Here is a 14,995-nt window from a genome sequence, read left to right as displayed (position 1 = left end):
TGACATGTCTATGAAAACAGGGATCGCGCAAAGAAAAAGGCCCGGGCAGCGCAATCACTGTCCGGGCGAGTGTCAGAGACGTGCAGGCAGGCAGTTGTCTCTGGATTGGGCGGGACACGCGCCGGGACGGGCGCGCAGGCAGTTCCGCCGAAACTGTGAATCAGGCGGCGCGAAGGCCGGGAAGGTTGGCGACATGGCGCAACCAGGCTTTTGGATCGAACCGAGGGCGGCCACTGCGTTGTGCGGGCTTCTGGGCGCGGATCTCGGAATACATGCCGCCGCGGCTTATATGGCGACGCTCGGCTTGTTTGGTCAGGCCTTTGGCAGCTTGATCAAAGGACATCGTCATCGGCGCGTTGATGGCGCAGGCATATTTGCGGGACCGATCGCCATCGTGGACGGTGACCAAAGCTTCAAAGCATTGCTCTGCCGCGTTGTAGATAACGTCGTTCATCTGAATCTGGCGCGTCTGCATGTTCGTACCTCAAGAATTTGTTGTACTGTTTAAAGTCGGCTCGATTTGTTTTCGTTCATCTGCCAGTACAACGTATGTGTGACTAAATGGTTCCACTGGGGCGCATCCGTCATGTGGATAAATGTAAATTTTCGCCTAAAATCAGTCAATTAACATTTTTGTAATTATTTCTTGCCATGAGCGGCAAATTGCGAAACTGCACTTTTCTTGTGGGATTCCAATGTGTTCGCAATGTGGCGAAATCCCACCAGTCTGAAAAATAATCTTAAAAGGTGTATGTTTTTTGTTGACACTTTTGTGAGGCGACTCTCTTGAATCCCTTCCTTCTGTCCCCAAATTCTATCCCGAGGATCACGCCATGATGTGCTGCAAAGCGGGCATCTTCTTTGTGGTCGCTTTAAGAAAAGGAGAAGCTCATGGACTTGAGCAAGTTCACAGAACGGTCGCGCGGCTTTATTCAGGCTGCGCAAACAATCGCGACGCGTGAAAGCCACCAACGGCTGACGCCGGAGCATTTATTGAAAGCACTGCTGGATGATGACCAAGGGCTGGCGAGCAATCTGATTGCTGCTGCCGGTGGCGATCCCGCACGTGTGACTGAAACCCTGACGCTGTCTTTGGGCAAGCTGCCCAAGGTGTCGGGCGACGCCGCGCAGGTATACCTTGATAATGCCACCGCAAAGGTGCTGGCCGAAGCAGAGACGCTGGCCAAAAAAGCGGGCGACAGCTTTGTGCCGGTCGAACGCGTGCTGATGGCACTTGCGATGGTGAAATCCGGTGCGAAAACCGCGCTGGATGCGGGCAAGGTCACCGCACAGGGGTTGAACGCCGCTATCAATGATATCCGGAAAGGGCGCACGGCTGATACAGCCAGTGCGGAGGACGGGTATGAAGCGCTCAAGAAATACAGCCTTGATCTGACGGAACGTGCCCGCGAGGGCAAAATCGACCCGATCATCGGTCGGGACGAGGAAATTCGTCGCGCCATGCAGGTGTTGAGCCGCCGTACCAAGAACAACCCGGTGCTGATTGGTGAGCCCGGCGTGGGTAAAACCGCGATTGCCGAGGGGCTCGCCCTGCGGATCGTGGATGGCGATGTGCCAGAATCCCTGCGCAACAAACGCTTGCTGGCGCTGGACATGGGCGCGCTGATTGCCGGCGCGAAGTATCGTGGCGAGTTCGAAGAACGGTTGAAAGCCGTCCTGACCGAGGTCACCGAAGCCGCGGGCGAGGTGATCCTGTTCATTGACGAGATGCACACGCTGGTTGGTGCCGGTAAGGCGGATGGCGCGATGGACGCGGCCAACCTCATCAAACCGGCGTTGGCGCGGGGTGAATTGCACTGCGTTGGTGCGACGACCTTGGACGAATACCGTAAGTATGTCGAAAAAGACGCAGCACTTGCCCGTCGGTTCCAGCCTGTGATGGTCAGCGAACCTACGGTCGAGGATACGGTGTCGATCCTGCGAGGCATTAAGGAGAAGTACGAGCTGCACCACGGTGTGCGGATCAGCGACTCTGCCCTTGTGGCGGCGGCGACCCTGTCGCATCGCTATATCACGGACCGTTTCCTGCCCGACAAGGCAATCGACCTTGTGGACGAGGCCGCGAGCCGTCTGCGGATGGAAGTCGACAGCAAACCGGAAGAACTGGATGCGCTGGACCGTCAGATCATGCAGCTTCAGATCGAAGCCGAGGCGTTGAAGAAAGAGGACGACGCTGCCAGCAAGGACCGCTTGGACAAGCTGGAGAAAGAGCTGGGGGATCTGCAGGAAAAGGCCGATGCCATGACTGCGCAGTGGCAGGGCGAACGTGATCGCCTTGAGGGCGCGCGCGAGCTGAAAGAGCAGCTGGACCGTGCCCGCGCCGAGCTTGAGATCGCCAAGCGCGAAGGCAACCTCGCCAAAGCGGGGGAGCTTTCCTATGGCGTGATCCCGCAGCTTGAACGCAAACTGGGCGAGGCCGAAGAGAACGAAGCCGACGTTATGGTCGAAGAGGCCGTGCGCCCGGACCAGATCGCCAGCGTCGTCGAACGTTGGACGGGTATCCCCGCGGGTCGTATGCTGGAAGGCGAGCGGGACAAGTTGCTGCGCATGGAAGACCAGTTGCACAATCGTGTCATTGGTCAGAACCTCGCCGTCAAAGCTGTGTCGAACGCGGTGCGCCGTGCGCGTGCTGGCCTGAATGACGAGGCCCGTCCCTTGGGCAGCTTCCTGTTTCTCGGGCCGACTGGTGTCGGTAAGACCGAGTTGACCAAGGCCGTCGCCGAATTCCTGTTCGACGACGAGAACGCGATGGTGCGGATCGACATGTCTGAGTTCATGGAGAAACATGCCGTGGCCCGTCTGATCGGCGCGCCTCCCGGGTATGTTGGCTATGACGAAGGTGGCGTATTGACCGAAGCCGTGCGGCGCAGACCCTATCAGGTCGTGCTGTTCGACGAGGTCGAGAAGGCACACCCCGACGTGTTCAACGTGTTGCTGCAGGTTTTGGATGATGGTGTGCTGACGGACGGTCAGGGCCGTAAGGTCGACTTCAAGCAGACGCTGATCGTGCTGACCAGCAACCTTGGGGCGCAAGCGTTGAGCCAGTTGCCCGAAGGGGGTGACATGGCGCAGGCGAAACGGGATGTGATGGATGCGGTGCGGGCTCACTTCCGCCCCGAGTTCCTGAACCGACTGGATGAAACGGTGATCTTTGACCGCTTGGCACGTGCCGACATGGCGGGGATCGTCGACATTCAGGTGAATCGTCTGCTGAAGCGGCTCGCCGGTCGCAAGATCGGGTTGGAGCTGGACGAAGGCGCGCGCAAGTGGCTCGCCGACGAAGGCTATGATCCGGTGTTCGGGGCGCGGCCGCTGAAGCGGGTGATCCAGCGTGCACTGCAGGACCCGCTGGCCGAGATGATCTTGGCAGGTGACGTGCTGGATGGGGATCTTATCCCCGTGCAGGCTGGTGCCGAAGGGCTGATCATCGGCGACCGCGTGGCCGCCAGCAACCGCGCCAAACCGGACGAAGCGACCGTCCACTAAGTACATAGTATATAGTGTGGTGATGTGATCGGGCAGGGCCGGGGGAAACCTCGGCCCTGTTCGCATGTGTTGCCCTGACATTCCGGTGTGTCTCCTGAAATGTAGCGGATTGCATTTGGTGGGCGCGACAACCCGCAGTAGGCTACCCATGTATATTGGTAAGGAGCGCCTGTTATGGCCTATCGCTGGATCAACACACTCACGGATAAAGACGTCACCCCGCATGCTGCATTTATGAATCGGCGTCAGATCATGGGGGGCGCTTTGGCGGGGATCGGGTTGGCCGGTATCGCGGGGCGCACCTCTGCCGCGCCGGAGGGGTTAGAGCCGAACAGTTATGAAGATATCACCAGCTACAATAACTACTATGAATTCGGCACCGGTAAGGACGACCCCGCCAGATACGCGGACCGTCTGACGATTGAACCCTGGACGGTTCAGATTGACGGGCTGGTCGACAAGCCCGGTGCCTATGGGTTCGACGACATCATGCAACAGATGACGATCGAAGAGCGTATCTATCGTTTCCGCTGTGTCGAGGCGTGGTCAATGGTGGTCCCGTGGAACGGGTTCGAACTGGCGGACCTGCTGAATATGGCCGGTGTGCAGTCCGGCGCGAAATACGTCTCCTTCGAGACTGCGCTGCGTCCTGATGAAATGCCCGGCGTCGCCTATAATGTGCTCGACTGGCCCTACGTCGAAGGGTTGCGTCTGGACGAAGCGATGCATCCGCTGACGATTATGGCCACCGGCATCTATGGTAAGGACATCCCGAAACAGAACGGCGCACCGCTGCGGTTGGTCGTGCCGTGGAAATATGGCTACAAGTCGATCAAATCCGTGGTGCGGATCACCCTCACGGATACTCAGCCCCCGACCAGTTGGAACAAGGCGAATGCCGGGGAATACGGCTTCTATAGTAATGTGAACCCCGAGGTCGATCACCCCCGTTGGTCGCAGGCCAGCGAAAGGGTCATCGGTGGCGGTCTTTTCTCCAAGCGGATCCCCACGCTGATGTTCAACGGGTACGAGGCTGAGGTCGCGGATCTCTATGCCGGTATGGACCTGAGCAAGGATATCTAAACCTGTGCCCTCTATAGAAGTGAGCAGGCCGGTATGATCGACCGCCTGAATACCATCGCGCGACGTGTTCCCACATGGGTCGTATATATAGTGGGGCTTCTGCCAATCCCGTGGTTGCTGTTTCAGGCGCAGACCGGCGGGCTGGGGGCGGAGCCGATCAAGGCGTTGGAAAAAGAGCTGGGGTTGCTGGCCTTGCAACTGTTGACCGCCGGGTTGGCGATCACGCCCGCGCGGCGCTACATTCGGCTGAACCTCATCAAGTTTCGCCGCGCCCTGGGATTGCTCGCCTTTATATATGTCTCGCTGCACCTGTTGGTATGGCTGGTGCTGGATGTCGGGATCCTCTCGCAGATCTGGGCCGACATTCTGAAGCGCCCGTATATCACGATCGGCATGGCGGGTTTTGCCTGTCTTGTCCCCCTGGCGGCGACATCGAACAACTTCTCGATCCGCAAGCTGGGGGCCACGTGGCGCAAGCTGCACCGGTTAACCTATCTGGCTGCAATTCTGGCTGGGGTGCACTTCATCTGGCTGGTTAAAGGTTTCCAGATCGAACCTCTCCTCTATATGGCGGCGATTCTGGCTTTGCTGGTCCTAAGACTTCCTAAACGGCGCTGATTCCGAATCTGGGCGGTGGCTCGGGCCGGGGATTGTGCCGGATTCGGACCGGGGGAGGGGTAACAATCCACATTCGCGCTGCGAGTCTGTGGATAACCCGCGCGGGCGTAAGTGATGCGGGGCAATGACGTGTTAGCGTGCGAAATAAAGCTGCGCAAAACACGGGGCACGCGGAATTTTCAAAAATCAAACCGTTGTTTTTATAGGAAAATTCGGAAAGTAGCGAAAAACTGTCATAATCCGAAAAAAGGGGTTGCGGGTATTTGGAACAAACCTTAGAACGCCCCTTACCGGAGACGCAGACATGCAGACACGGGGCGCTAGACGGGGACGACGGGTTACGGTTCGGGTCTTACGTAGCGGAGAAATTCTGAGGTAATTGAGGCGGGGCGCGCTGAGAAGTTTACGGCGCATCTTGGTTTCTTTTGTCTCGACGCTCTTTGAAATTGATAGATATCTGAAGAGATATGTGGGCGGTTTGGTTCATTCGATGGATCAACGTCTGTATATCGCGCTCTTAGGCTTCGGCCGATGATGGAGTGTCAGCTTCACTGTTTGGACGGCTTTTCGTTACTTTGGTAACTTTAAGCACTTCAAACGGAGAAAACGCCTGTATCATTCAGTAAGTGATGCAGGTTTGATGTGCAGAGGTTCGACGTCAAGGATACGCAGTAATGTGTTTCAACTTGAGAGTTTGATCCTGGCTCAGAACGAACGCTGGCGGCAGGCCTAACACATGCAAGTCGAGCGCACCTTCGGGTGAGCGGCGGACGGGTTAGTAACGCGTGGGAACATACCCTTTTCTACGGAATAGCCTCGGGAAACTGAGAGTAATACCGTATAAGCCCTTCGGGGGAAAGATTTATCGGGAAAGGATTGGCCCGCGTTAGATTAGATAGTTGGTGGGGTAATGGCCTACCAAGTCTACGATCTATAGCTGGTTTTAGAGGATGATCAGCAACACTGGGACTGAGACACGGCCCAGACTCCTACGGGAGGCAGCAGTGGGGAATCTTAGACAATGGGCGCAAGCCTGATCTAGCCATGCCGCGTGTGTGATGAAGGTCTTAGGATCGTAAAGCACTTTCGCCAGGGATGATAATGACAGTACCTGGTAAAGAAACCCCGGCTAACTCCGTGCCAGCAGCCGCGGTAATACGGAGGGGGTTAGCGTTGTTCGGAATTACTGGGCGTAAAGCGTACGTAGGCGGATTGGAAAGTTGGGGGTGAAATCCCAGGGCTCAACCCTGGAACTGCCTCCAAAACTATCAGTCTAGAGTTCGAGAGAGGTGAGTGGAATTCCAAGTGTAGAGGTGAAATTCGTAGATATTTGGAGGAACACCAGTGGCGAAGGCGGCTCACTGGCTCGATACTGACGCTGAGGTACGAAAGTGTGGGGAGCAAACAGGATTAGATACCCTGGTAGTCCACACCGTAAACGATGAATGCCAGTCGTCGGGCAGTATACTGTTCGGTGACACACCTAACGGATTAAGCATTCCGCCTGGGGAGTACGGTCGCAAGATTAAAACTCAAAGGAATTGACGGGGGCCCGCACAAGCGGTGGAGCATGTGGTTTAATTCGAAGCAACGCGCAGAACCTTACCAACCCTTGACATCCTGTGCTAACCCGAGAGATCGGGCGTTCACTTCGGTGACGCAGTGACAGGTGCTGCATGGCTGTCGTCAGCTCGTGTCGTGAGATGTTCGGTTAAGTCCGGCAACGAGCGCAACCCACATCCTTAGTTGCCAGCAGTTCGGCTGGGCACTCTAAGGAAACTGCCCGTGATAAGCGGGAGGAAGGTGTGGATGACGTCAAGTCCTCATGGCCCTTACGGGTTGGGCTACACACGTGCTACAATGGCAGTGACAATGGGTTAATCCCAAAAAGCTGTCTCAGTTCGGATTGGGGTCTGCAACTCGACCCCATGAAGTCGGAATCGCTAGTAATCGCGTAACAGCATGACGCGGTGAATACGTTCCCGGGCCTTGTACACACCGCCCGTCACACCATGGGAGTTGGTTCTACCCGACGACGCTGCGCTAACCTTCGGGGGGCAGGCGGCCACGGTAGGATCAGCGACTGGGGTGAAGTCGTAACAAGGTAGCCGTAGGGGAACCTGCGGCTGGATCACCTCCTTTCTAAGGATGATCTTAGCAGCGAGAACTTGTTCTCACTCGTAGATCACTTAGCAGGTCAGTAAACAAAACTGACCATATTCAAGGCATCGCAAGATGACCTTTCGGACCGAGCCGTCCTCATATCTCTTCAGCAAGCGTCTCACGCAGTGAGGCGCGAAGCCCCGACAGGGTATTTGCGCAGCAAATGTCCCGTAAGGGGTAGGGTTGCCTAAAGCGCCCAAAGTAACACGCCTGACGCTGGCCCTTCTCGGCATCTTTTGAAGTCAAAAGAGCCTGCCAGGGCGACGCGCAGTTCGCAAAGCGAACTACGCTGGGTCGGTAGCTCAGGTGGTTAGAGCGCACGCCTGATAAGCGTGAGGTCGGAGGTTCAAGTCCTCCTCGACCCACCAGTATCCCGCAAGGGTTTGATGGGGCCTTAGCTCAGCTGGGAGAGCGCCTGATTTGCATTCAGGAGGTCAGGAGTTCGATCCTCCTAGGCTCCACCAAGATCTTTCCGAGGGAAAGATCGTCGCCCAAACAGGGTTTTGCGAAGCAAAGCACGCGTTGGGCAAGCATACGATTTGACCATTAAGCACTGTACGCAGTTCTTAATCGTCCAATCGGACGGCGCGAAAGCGCATGGGTGACATTCCTTTGGAATGCATCTGATTGACATCGTAAAGAGAGATACAGTTACTTTAAGAGTAATCTTGAAGTAACAAACAACACGATCTGATCGCACCGCGTTAGGTGATGATCTCGGTTGCTGCTCCTTTTGGAGCCGGCGTTTACTTGACTGTTTCCTCGGTCTTTTGAACGTATCGCGACTGAAAGCGACGTGTTGTCCAAGTCAAGTACACTAACCAGAGTAGTGACGCCTGCTTCCTGCACGGAAGGTAGGCTATATGCACTACTCGCTGTCCACTCTTAGAGAGTGGGCGGGTAAAAGTATGCTTTTGATCTGGAATAAGGGAAGACAGTTTCTTACCAGCTTCTGTCTCCCGCGTTGGACTGCCTGCCTTATGCAGCGTCGTTAGTTTGTTGGTGTAAATAGCCCTCAAGTAGCGAAGCGGTAGGGCATATTAGGTAGTCTTTCTTTTTCTGGATCAAATCAAGCGCGAAAAGGGCGTTTGGTGAATGCCTTGGCAGTAAGAGGCGATGAAAGACGTGATACTCTGCGATAAGCCATGGGGAGCTGAGAATAAGCTTTGATCCATGGATTTCTGAATGGGGCAACCCACCTGATTGTTTATTGTTGTCCTACCGCTTTGCTACTTGAGGACGTAAGTTCGCAAGGTGCAGACGGTGGGTTCATCAGTAAGCAGAAACAGGTATTTATAGACTGAATACATAGGTTTATAAAAGCAAACCCGGGGAACTGAAACATCTAAGTACCCGGAGGAAAGGAAATCAATTGATACTCCCCTAGTAGCGGCGAGCGAACGGGGACCAGCCGAGCCATGAATGTGGTTAGAATGCGTTGGAATGCGCAACCAAAGTGGGTGATAGTCCCGTATAAGAAGCATGATTGGACGTATTAAGTAGGGCGGAACACGTGAAATTCTGTCTGAAGATCGGAGGACCACCTTCGAAGGCTAAGTACTCCTTACTGACCGATAGTGAACCAGTACCGTGAGGGAAAGGTGAAAAGCACCCCGACGAGGGGAGTGAAACAGTACCTGAAACCGAACGCCTACAATCAGTTGGAGGGTCTTTACGGCCTGACAGCGTACCTTTTGTATAATGGGTCATCGACTTGGTCTCACAAGCAAGCTTAAGCCGTTAGGTGTAGGCGTAGCGAAAGCGAGTCTTAATAGGGCGTTGAGTTTGTGGGATCAGACCCGAAACCGAGTGATCTAGGCATGGCCAGGTTGAAGATAAGGTAACACTTATTGGAGGACCGAACCCACATCCGTTGAAAAGGATCGGGATGAGCTGTGCCTAGGGGTGAAAGGCCAATCAAACTCGGAGATAGCTGGTTCTCTGCGAAATCTATTTAGGTAGAGCGTCATCCGAATACCCTCGGGGGTAGAGCACTGGATGGGTAATGGGGCCCCACAGGCTTACTGATCCTAACCAAACTCCGAATACCGAGGAGTACTAGATGGCAGACACACAGCGGATGCTAACGTCCGTTGTGAAGAGGGAAACAACCCTGACCTACAGCTAAGGCCCCTAATTCATGGCTAAGTGGGAAAGCAGGTGAGACGACCAAAACAACCAGGAGGTTGGCTTAGAAGCAGCCATCCTTTAAAGATAGCGTAACAGCTCACTGGTCTAAATAAGTTGTCTTGCGGCGAAGATGTAACGGGGCTCAAGCCATGAGCCGAAGCTTAGGATGCATTAATTGCATGGTAGCAGAGCGTAGTGTGACATAGTTCCATGTCTCCTTAGCCCTTCGGGGTATTGGAGACGCGGAGCTTTCTGTGAAGCCGGCGCGTGAGCGATCCGGTGGAGAGATCACTAGTGAGAATGATGACATGAGTAGCGACAAAGAGTGTGAGAGACACTCTCGCCGAAAATCCAAGGGTTCCTGCTTAAAGCTAATCTGAGCAGGGTAAGCCGACCCCTAAGGCGAGGCCGAAAGGCGTAGTCGATGGGAACCAGGTTAATATTCCTGGGCCAGATGGAAGTGACGGATCTCGAGGGTAGTTCATCCTTATCGGATTGAATGGGCTGCTTAGAGGTCCCTGGAAATAGCTCCATCGCTAGATCGTACCCTAAACCGACACAGGTGGATAGGTAGAGAATACCAAGGCGCTTGAGAGAACTATGTTGAAGGAACTCGGCAAAATACCTCCGTAAGTTCGCGAGAAGGAGGCCCGGTTCCTAGGCAACTAGGGGCTGGGGGCACAAACCAGGGGGTGGCGACTGTTTATTAAAAACACAGGGCTCTGCGAAGTCGTAAGACGACGTATAGGGTCTGACGCCTGCCCGGTGCCTGAAGGTTAAAAGGAGGAGTGAGAGCTCTGAATTGAAGCCCAGGTAAACGGCGGCCGTAACTATAACGGTCCTAAGGTAGCGAAATTCCTTGTCGGGTAAGTTCCGACCTGCACGAATGGCGTAACGACTTCCCCGCTGTCTCCAACATAGACTCAGCGAAATTGAATTACCGGTCAAGATGCCGGTTACCCGCGGTTAGACGGAAAGACCCCGTGCACCTTTACTACAACTTCACACTGGCATTAGGCCGAACATGTGCAGGATAGGTGGTGGGCTTTGAAACGTGGACGCCAGTCTGCGTGGAGCCTCCCTTGAGATACCACCCTTGTTCTGCTTGATGTCTAACCGCGGTCCGTTATCCGGATCCGGGACCCTGTGTGGTGGGTAGTTTGACTGGGGCGGTCGCCTCCTAAATCGTAACGGAGGCGCGCGAAGGTTGGCTCAGAGCGGTCGGAAATCGCTCGTTGAGTGCAATGGCAGAAGCCAGCCTGACTGCGAGACTGACAAGTCGAGCAGAGTCGAAAGACGGCCATAGTGATCCGGTGGTCCCAAGTGGGAGGGCCATCGCTCAACGGATAAAAGGTACGCCGGGGATAACAGGCTGATACTGCCCAAGAGTCCATATCGACGGCAGTGTTTGGCACCTCGATGTCGGCTCATCTCATCCTGGGGCTGGAGCAGGTCCCAAGGGTACGGCTGTTCGCCGTTTAAAGAGGTACGTGAGCTGGGTTTAGAACGTCGTGAGACAGTTCGGTCCCTATCTTCCGTGGGTGTAGGATACTTGAGAGGAGTTGCCCCTAGTACGAGAGGACCGGGGTGAACGATCCACTGGTGGACCAGTTGTTATGCCAATAGCAGTGCTGGGTAGCTATGATCGGACAGGATAACCGCTGAAGGCATCTAAGCGGGAAGCCCCCCTCAAAACAAGGTATCCCTGAGAGCCGAGATAGACCATCTCGTCGATAGGCCAGAGATGTAAGCGTAGTAATACGTTCAGTTGACTGGTACTAATTGCTCGATAGGCTTGATTTGATCCAGTAGAAGAAAGACTTCTTACTAGGACAAAAGCATACACATACAATCAGTCGTACTGACTTGGACATCCTCACCCAGAATGGTGAGGGGGCGGGAACGCGCATCCTTCGGATACGCTCTCTCCCGCTTGTTGCTCTTTTGCCAATGGCAAAAGCAGCAACATAGAGGTTTTACTCGGTTTGGTGGTCATAGCGTAAGCAAAACACCCGATCCCATCCCGAACTCGGCAGTTAAGTGCTACTGCGCCAATGGTACTGCGTCTTAAGACGTGGGAGAGTAGGTCACCGCCAAACCTAGCAAAACCTCTACGTATCTCTCAACGATGACAATAAATAAGCCAATACAATAACATTGGCCACAGCCGCGGGATGGAGCAGCCCGGTAGCTCGTCAGGCTCATAACCTGAAGGTCGTAGGTTCAAATCCTACTCCCGCAACCAACTTTAGCGAACTTTCGCATTCACCAACGCCCGCATCGCCTGCGGGCCTTGTTGCGTTTAGCATCTCCAATAGCTTGCCACGCAGTTCAAGCGCATGATGCTTAGCTTCTGCGTCCCAGGTGACCACTACAGTATCAACCCATTGGTGCAGCTCGTCGCTCGCACGGCCCGAGACATCCTCGTTTGAAAGAGTGGCCGCCAGATCATCAATAAGGGCACGGTAAAAGACAGGGAGATCCTCCGGCAACGTGACGGGGGTAGGCTTGATGTCCTCGCGTTTTTCTTCTGCGGCTTTGAGGTCGGCCTCCAGTGTTTTCAAGCGTGCGGTGAGAGAGGTTGGCACATCGCCATCTTCAACGGACCGCACAATGTTCGTGATCTTTGTCTTCAACTCGAGAATGGTTTTGTCGTGCAGTTTAAGCACTTGACCGTTCTCCTCTGCTTCCGCTTTTTTGCGCGCCAGAAAGTTCTCCCGAAACTCTGCGTAAGCCTCATCCTGCATCAGGCCAAACTTAAGGCCTGAAACGATGGAGGCGGCAGCGTCTTCCTCTTTGAGCCCGCGCATCCCAGTGCAGACGGACGCGCCCTTCTCCTTGGCGTTTGCGCAATAATAGCGCCGCGCTTTGCCGCTGCCGGCTACTGTGAGATTCCCGCCGCACTGCCCGCAACTCATCAACCCTGACAGCAGGTATTTACGCCGTCGCAACGATTGCCCTACGGAGAGGCCTTTCTTGTCTGTTGCTGGTTTTGTGCTGCGCACCTTTCGGTGTCCGGCTTGCACGGCTTTTACCGCGTCCCACAGATCTTGGTCGATGATCTGTAGGTCAGGCACGTCCTGAACCTCCCAATCCTCGAAAGGGTTAAGACGCGAGACCCGTTTGCCGGTCTCGGGGTGTTTGGAATAGCGTAGTCGGTTCCAGACGCGACGCCCGATATAAAGCTCATTATTTAAGATGCCGGTGCCACGCGTTGGATTGCCATTGATCGTGTTTTGCTTCCAGTGGCCGCTGGTAGCGCGTTTGGTGTCGGCGGCAGGAGAGGGGATGCCGTCTGCGTTGAGCTGTGCCGCGATCTTGAGGGGTGACAAGCCGGACGCGTATTCCGTGAAGATGCGGCGCACGATAGTAGCTTCATTGTCGTCAATACTGACGTGGCCTTTCTGAACCAGACCGTCTTGTCCAATGCGGGGGGCATAGCCGTAAGATTTGCCGCCTGCGCTTTGACCCCGTTCAAACTTTCCGCGCAGACCGCGCCGTGTTTTAAGGGCGAGGTCTTCAAGAAATATCTGTGCCATCGTGGACATAATGCCGATGTCGAGCAGGCCGAGTTTACCTTTGCCCAACTGGTGAAGCTCAATGTCTGCGAAGGTCGCTGCCTTGTAGAAGTTCGAGGCCCGTTCCAGATCACGCCCAAGGCGGTCGACGTGTTCGAACAGAACGATGTCAAAGGAGCGTGCGTGAACTGCGTCGAGCAACGCCTGAAACCCAGGGCGGTCCCGTAGGGCACCAGACATCCCGGCGTCGGCGTATTCTTTGACCACTTCATACCCGTTGCGTTCTGCGTGTTTGCGACATTCGCTGAACTGATCGTCAACAGACTTCGGGTTCTGCATATCCGAGGAGTAGCGGGCATAGATTGCCACGCGAGGTTTGACCATCATTTAGAATCTCCTTGGGGCGCAAATCTGGGTCGCCTTTGTTTGGAATACAATCCAAAATTGAAAAGATTGTGGATAGACTGCCATAATCTGGCCGAAATCTCGGCTATTATCCAAATCACTGCGCTTGGTGTTTCTTCCTTCGTTCTGCCCTCTTCGGTAGCCCGCTTGGCGGCAACTTCAGCTATCAGGTCGATCAGATTTGTGAGGGTCATTCGGTTCTCTTTCGGTTGTGGACACACAAAACCAACAACACGACGAGACACGGTGGCCCTTAGCGGTTGATCGTCTATGCCCGCACAGAGATGATCTGTGCGGGCGTCTCTGTATTTAACGGCGCGCTGACATCTGTAGCAGCAGAAGGGTCGCCAGCGCGCCTGATGCGGGGTGTCTAAACCCGCATGTTCAGTCAGGCTGCTGCGCGCAGCCCCTGAAGGGCCTTCTCGGCACGAAGAAGATCGTGCACCGCCGAAAGCGTTACGTAGAGCTCGACTAGCACTCCCAGAGCGTTGGTTAGCCGATCGGCCTCCGGCGTCAGACGCTCCATTCCGTATTCCTGCGTGTCGGAGACGTTCTCCGCGCTGTGATCGTAATGGGTATCGACATAGGTTCCTTCGATGATCTCAGCATCGAGCACGCCCACCAGATCGTGCAGCTTTGCGAGAACGCCCTTATCGAAGATCGCCCCACGCTGAAGCAGGACTGCGAGTTCTTGCGCCATGCGTTTTGGCTTTGGCGAAATGAGGTCGAGGACGTCCTGTTCGATGCCCGTCGCAGCGGCGCGCGCAAGCGGGTAGCAGGCGGCTGCCATTGGTGTAACTTCTGTGCCTGATGTGAATGGTCGTTCCATAGTCTTTATCCTTTGATGTTTGGGGTGCGGGGCGCTCGAAGGCGCGGTTCCCAAAAGGAAACCGCGATCTACGCGCGACTACCGTGCCTGTTGTTCCCGGCGTTCTTCTTGCGCAGCTGCCCGTATGTCAGCGTCGGCCTGTAATCGTGCCTGCACGGCATTCATCCGCTCGATCAGTGGCGGATCGAGACGACCGATGAGTGTTCCGCTATCGTCATCGTCATCGAAACCAGGATGATTGACGCTGACGATGATCCGACGGGCACAGACAAAGCGCGACGGCCGCTTCAGGCCAGCGGCGTGCCAGGACGCCAACTCCCCGACCCTCACCTCGTAACCGCGGTTCGCATTGGTAGGTGCTGACGTGCCGTAGGCAAGTTCGATGAAGCAGGTCCCGCCTTTGGTAAAGACGTCGAGAACCAAGCAGGGGCGACGTTTGGGTCGCGTGCCCGCTGAGGCGTCGTATTCGTCCGCAAGAGGATACCGGAACAAGACGACATCGCCGCGTTCGACAAGGTTTTGCCAATCAAAGGCCGGCACGAAGGGTTGAGGGGATTGATACATCTGGGGTCTCCTGTGATGTGACTGAAACATCGACACCAGCTTTGGAAACTTAAAAAGCCTCCCGTTTTGCTGCGCGTCACAAAGACCGCGCAGCAAAACGGGAGCGAAGGCGAAATCGCGTAGCGGAGGATCTATGCCCATCATTGTCATCAGAAAATAATCGAAATGAACCTGCTTG

At 55.2% G+C, this 14,995-nt stretch carries 8 protein-coding genes, 3 tRNA genes and 3 rRNA genes; 9 read left to right on the top strand and 5 right to left on the bottom strand.

Going from position 1 to position 14,995, the window contains the following annotated elements; genetic code table 11:
- Positions 1-160: 160 nt before the first annotated feature.
- The gene (locus ABM428_RS00185) at positions 161-475 is read right to left on the bottom strand and encodes a hypothetical protein (protein WP_037942855.1); all 315 of its coding nucleotides are present in this window, start codon (positions 473-475) and stop codon (positions 161-163) included.
- Positions 476-891: 416 nt separating this feature from the next.
- Between ABM428_RS00185 and clpB the strand changes: the two genes are divergently transcribed.
- The 9 genes from clpB to ABM428_RS00140 all read left to right on the top strand — a co-directional run bounded on the left by clpB (position 892) and on the right by ABM428_RS00140 (position 11,746).
- Positions 892-3,507 (top strand): ATP-dependent chaperone ClpB, encoded by a 2,616-nt coding sequence (gene clpB / locus ABM428_RS00180; protein WP_237277795.1) that lies wholly within the window; start codon positions 892-894, stop codon positions 3,505-3,507.
- A 174-nt stretch (positions 3,508-3,681) separates the two neighbouring features.
- A complete protein-coding gene (gene msrP, locus ABM428_RS00175) occupies positions 3,682-4,590 on the top strand; it encodes a protein-methionine-sulfoxide reductase catalytic subunit MsrP (protein WP_168592245.1) in 909 nt (302 codons plus the stop codon).
- Between the two features lie 33 nt (positions 4,591-4,623).
- On the top strand, positions 4,624-5,208 hold the full coding sequence (gene msrQ, locus ABM428_RS00170) for a protein-methionine-sulfoxide reductase heme-binding subunit MsrQ (protein WP_353628044.1): 585 nt from the start codon (positions 4,624-4,626) through the stop codon (positions 5,206-5,208).
- Positions 5,209-5,890: 682 nt separating this feature from the next.
- Positions 5,891-7,350 (top strand): 16S ribosomal RNA (locus ABM428_RS00165).
- 312 nt (positions 7,351-7,662) lie between these two features.
- Positions 7,663-7,739, top strand: a tRNA-Ile gene (locus tag ABM428_RS00160).
- Between the two features lie 20 nt (positions 7,740-7,759).
- Positions 7,760-7,835, top strand: a tRNA-Ala gene (locus tag ABM428_RS00155).
- Between the two features lie 603 nt (positions 7,836-8,438).
- Positions 8,439-11,304 (top strand): 23S ribosomal RNA (locus tag ABM428_RS00150).
- A 181-nt stretch (positions 11,305-11,485) separates the two neighbouring features.
- Positions 11,486-11,600, top strand: a 5S ribosomal RNA gene (rrf, locus tag ABM428_RS00145).
- The 16S, 23S and 5S rRNA genes sit together here with 3 tRNA genes alongside, the layout of an rRNA operon.
- Before the next feature lie 69 nt (positions 11,601-11,669).
- Positions 11,670-11,746: transfer RNA gene (locus ABM428_RS00140), tRNA-Met, on the top strand.
- Here the strand turns inward: ABM428_RS00140 and ABM428_RS00135 are convergent.
- The 4 genes from ABM428_RS00135 to ABM428_RS00120 all read right to left on the bottom strand — a co-directional run bounded on the left by ABM428_RS00135 (position 11,703) and on the right by ABM428_RS00120 (position 14,817).
- On the bottom strand, positions 11,703-13,358 hold the full coding sequence (locus ABM428_RS00135) for a recombinase family protein (protein ID WP_353628354.1): 1,656 nt from the start codon (positions 13,356-13,358) through the stop codon (positions 11,703-11,705). The genes ABM428_RS00140 and ABM428_RS00135 overlap by 44 nt on opposite strands.
- A 44-nt stretch (positions 13,359-13,402) precedes the next feature.
- A complete protein-coding gene (locus tag ABM428_RS00130) occupies positions 13,403-13,618 on the bottom strand; it encodes a hypothetical protein (RefSeq protein WP_353628043.1) in 216 nt (71 codons plus the stop codon).
- A 194-nt stretch (positions 13,619-13,812) separates the two neighbouring features.
- Positions 13,813-14,253 carry a hypothetical protein gene (locus ABM428_RS00125; protein ID WP_353628042.1) on the bottom strand — a complete coding sequence of 147 codons (441 nt, stop codon included), beginning with the start codon at positions 14,251-14,253 and terminating at the stop codon, positions 13,813-13,815.
- A 78-nt stretch (positions 14,254-14,331) separates the two neighbouring features.
- The gene (locus ABM428_RS00120; protein WP_353628041.1) at positions 14,332-14,817 is read right to left on the bottom strand and encodes a hypothetical protein; all 486 of its coding nucleotides are present in this window, start codon (positions 14,815-14,817) and stop codon (positions 14,332-14,334) included.
- Between the last annotated feature and the right edge of the window lie 178 nt (positions 14,818-14,995).

This window comes from Sulfitobacter sp. TCYB15, from assembly GCF_040435955.1.
Classification (GTDB): domain Bacteria; phylum Pseudomonadota; class Alphaproteobacteria; order Rhodobacterales; family Rhodobacteraceae; genus Sulfitobacter; species Sulfitobacter pontiacus.
This window is presented reverse-complemented; position numbering and strand designations above follow the sequence as displayed.

Bases quoted from the DNA above. Each gene is read 5' to 3' on its own strand.
- ABM428_RS00185 (WP_037942855.1), bottom strand. From the start codon at position 475: ATGCAGACGCGCCAGATTCAGATGAACGACGTTATCTACAACGCGGCA.
- clpB (WP_237277795.1), top strand. From the start codon at position 892: ATGGACTTGAGCAAGTTCACAGAACGGTCGCGCGGCTTTATTCAGGCT.
- msrP (WP_168592245.1), top strand. From the start codon at position 3,682: ATGGCCTATCGCTGGATCAACACACTCACGGATAAAGACGTCACCCCG.
- msrQ (WP_353628044.1), top strand. From the start codon at position 4,624: ATGATCGACCGCCTGAATACCATCGCGCGACGTGTTCCCACATGGGTC.
- ABM428_RS00135 (WP_353628354.1), bottom strand. From the start codon at position 13,358: ATGCAGAACCCGAAGTCTGTTGACGATCAGTTCAGCGAATGTCGCAAA.
- ABM428_RS00130 (WP_353628043.1), bottom strand. From the start codon at position 13,618: ATGACCCTCACAAATCTGATCGACCTGATAGCTGAAGTTGCCGCCAAG.
- ABM428_RS00125 (WP_353628042.1), bottom strand. From the start codon at position 14,253: ATGGAACGACCATTCACATCAGGCACAGAAGTTACACCAATGGCAGCC.
- ABM428_RS00120 (WP_353628041.1), bottom strand. From the start codon at position 14,817: ATGTATCAATCCCCTCAACCCTTCGTGCCGGCCTTTGATTGGCAAAAC.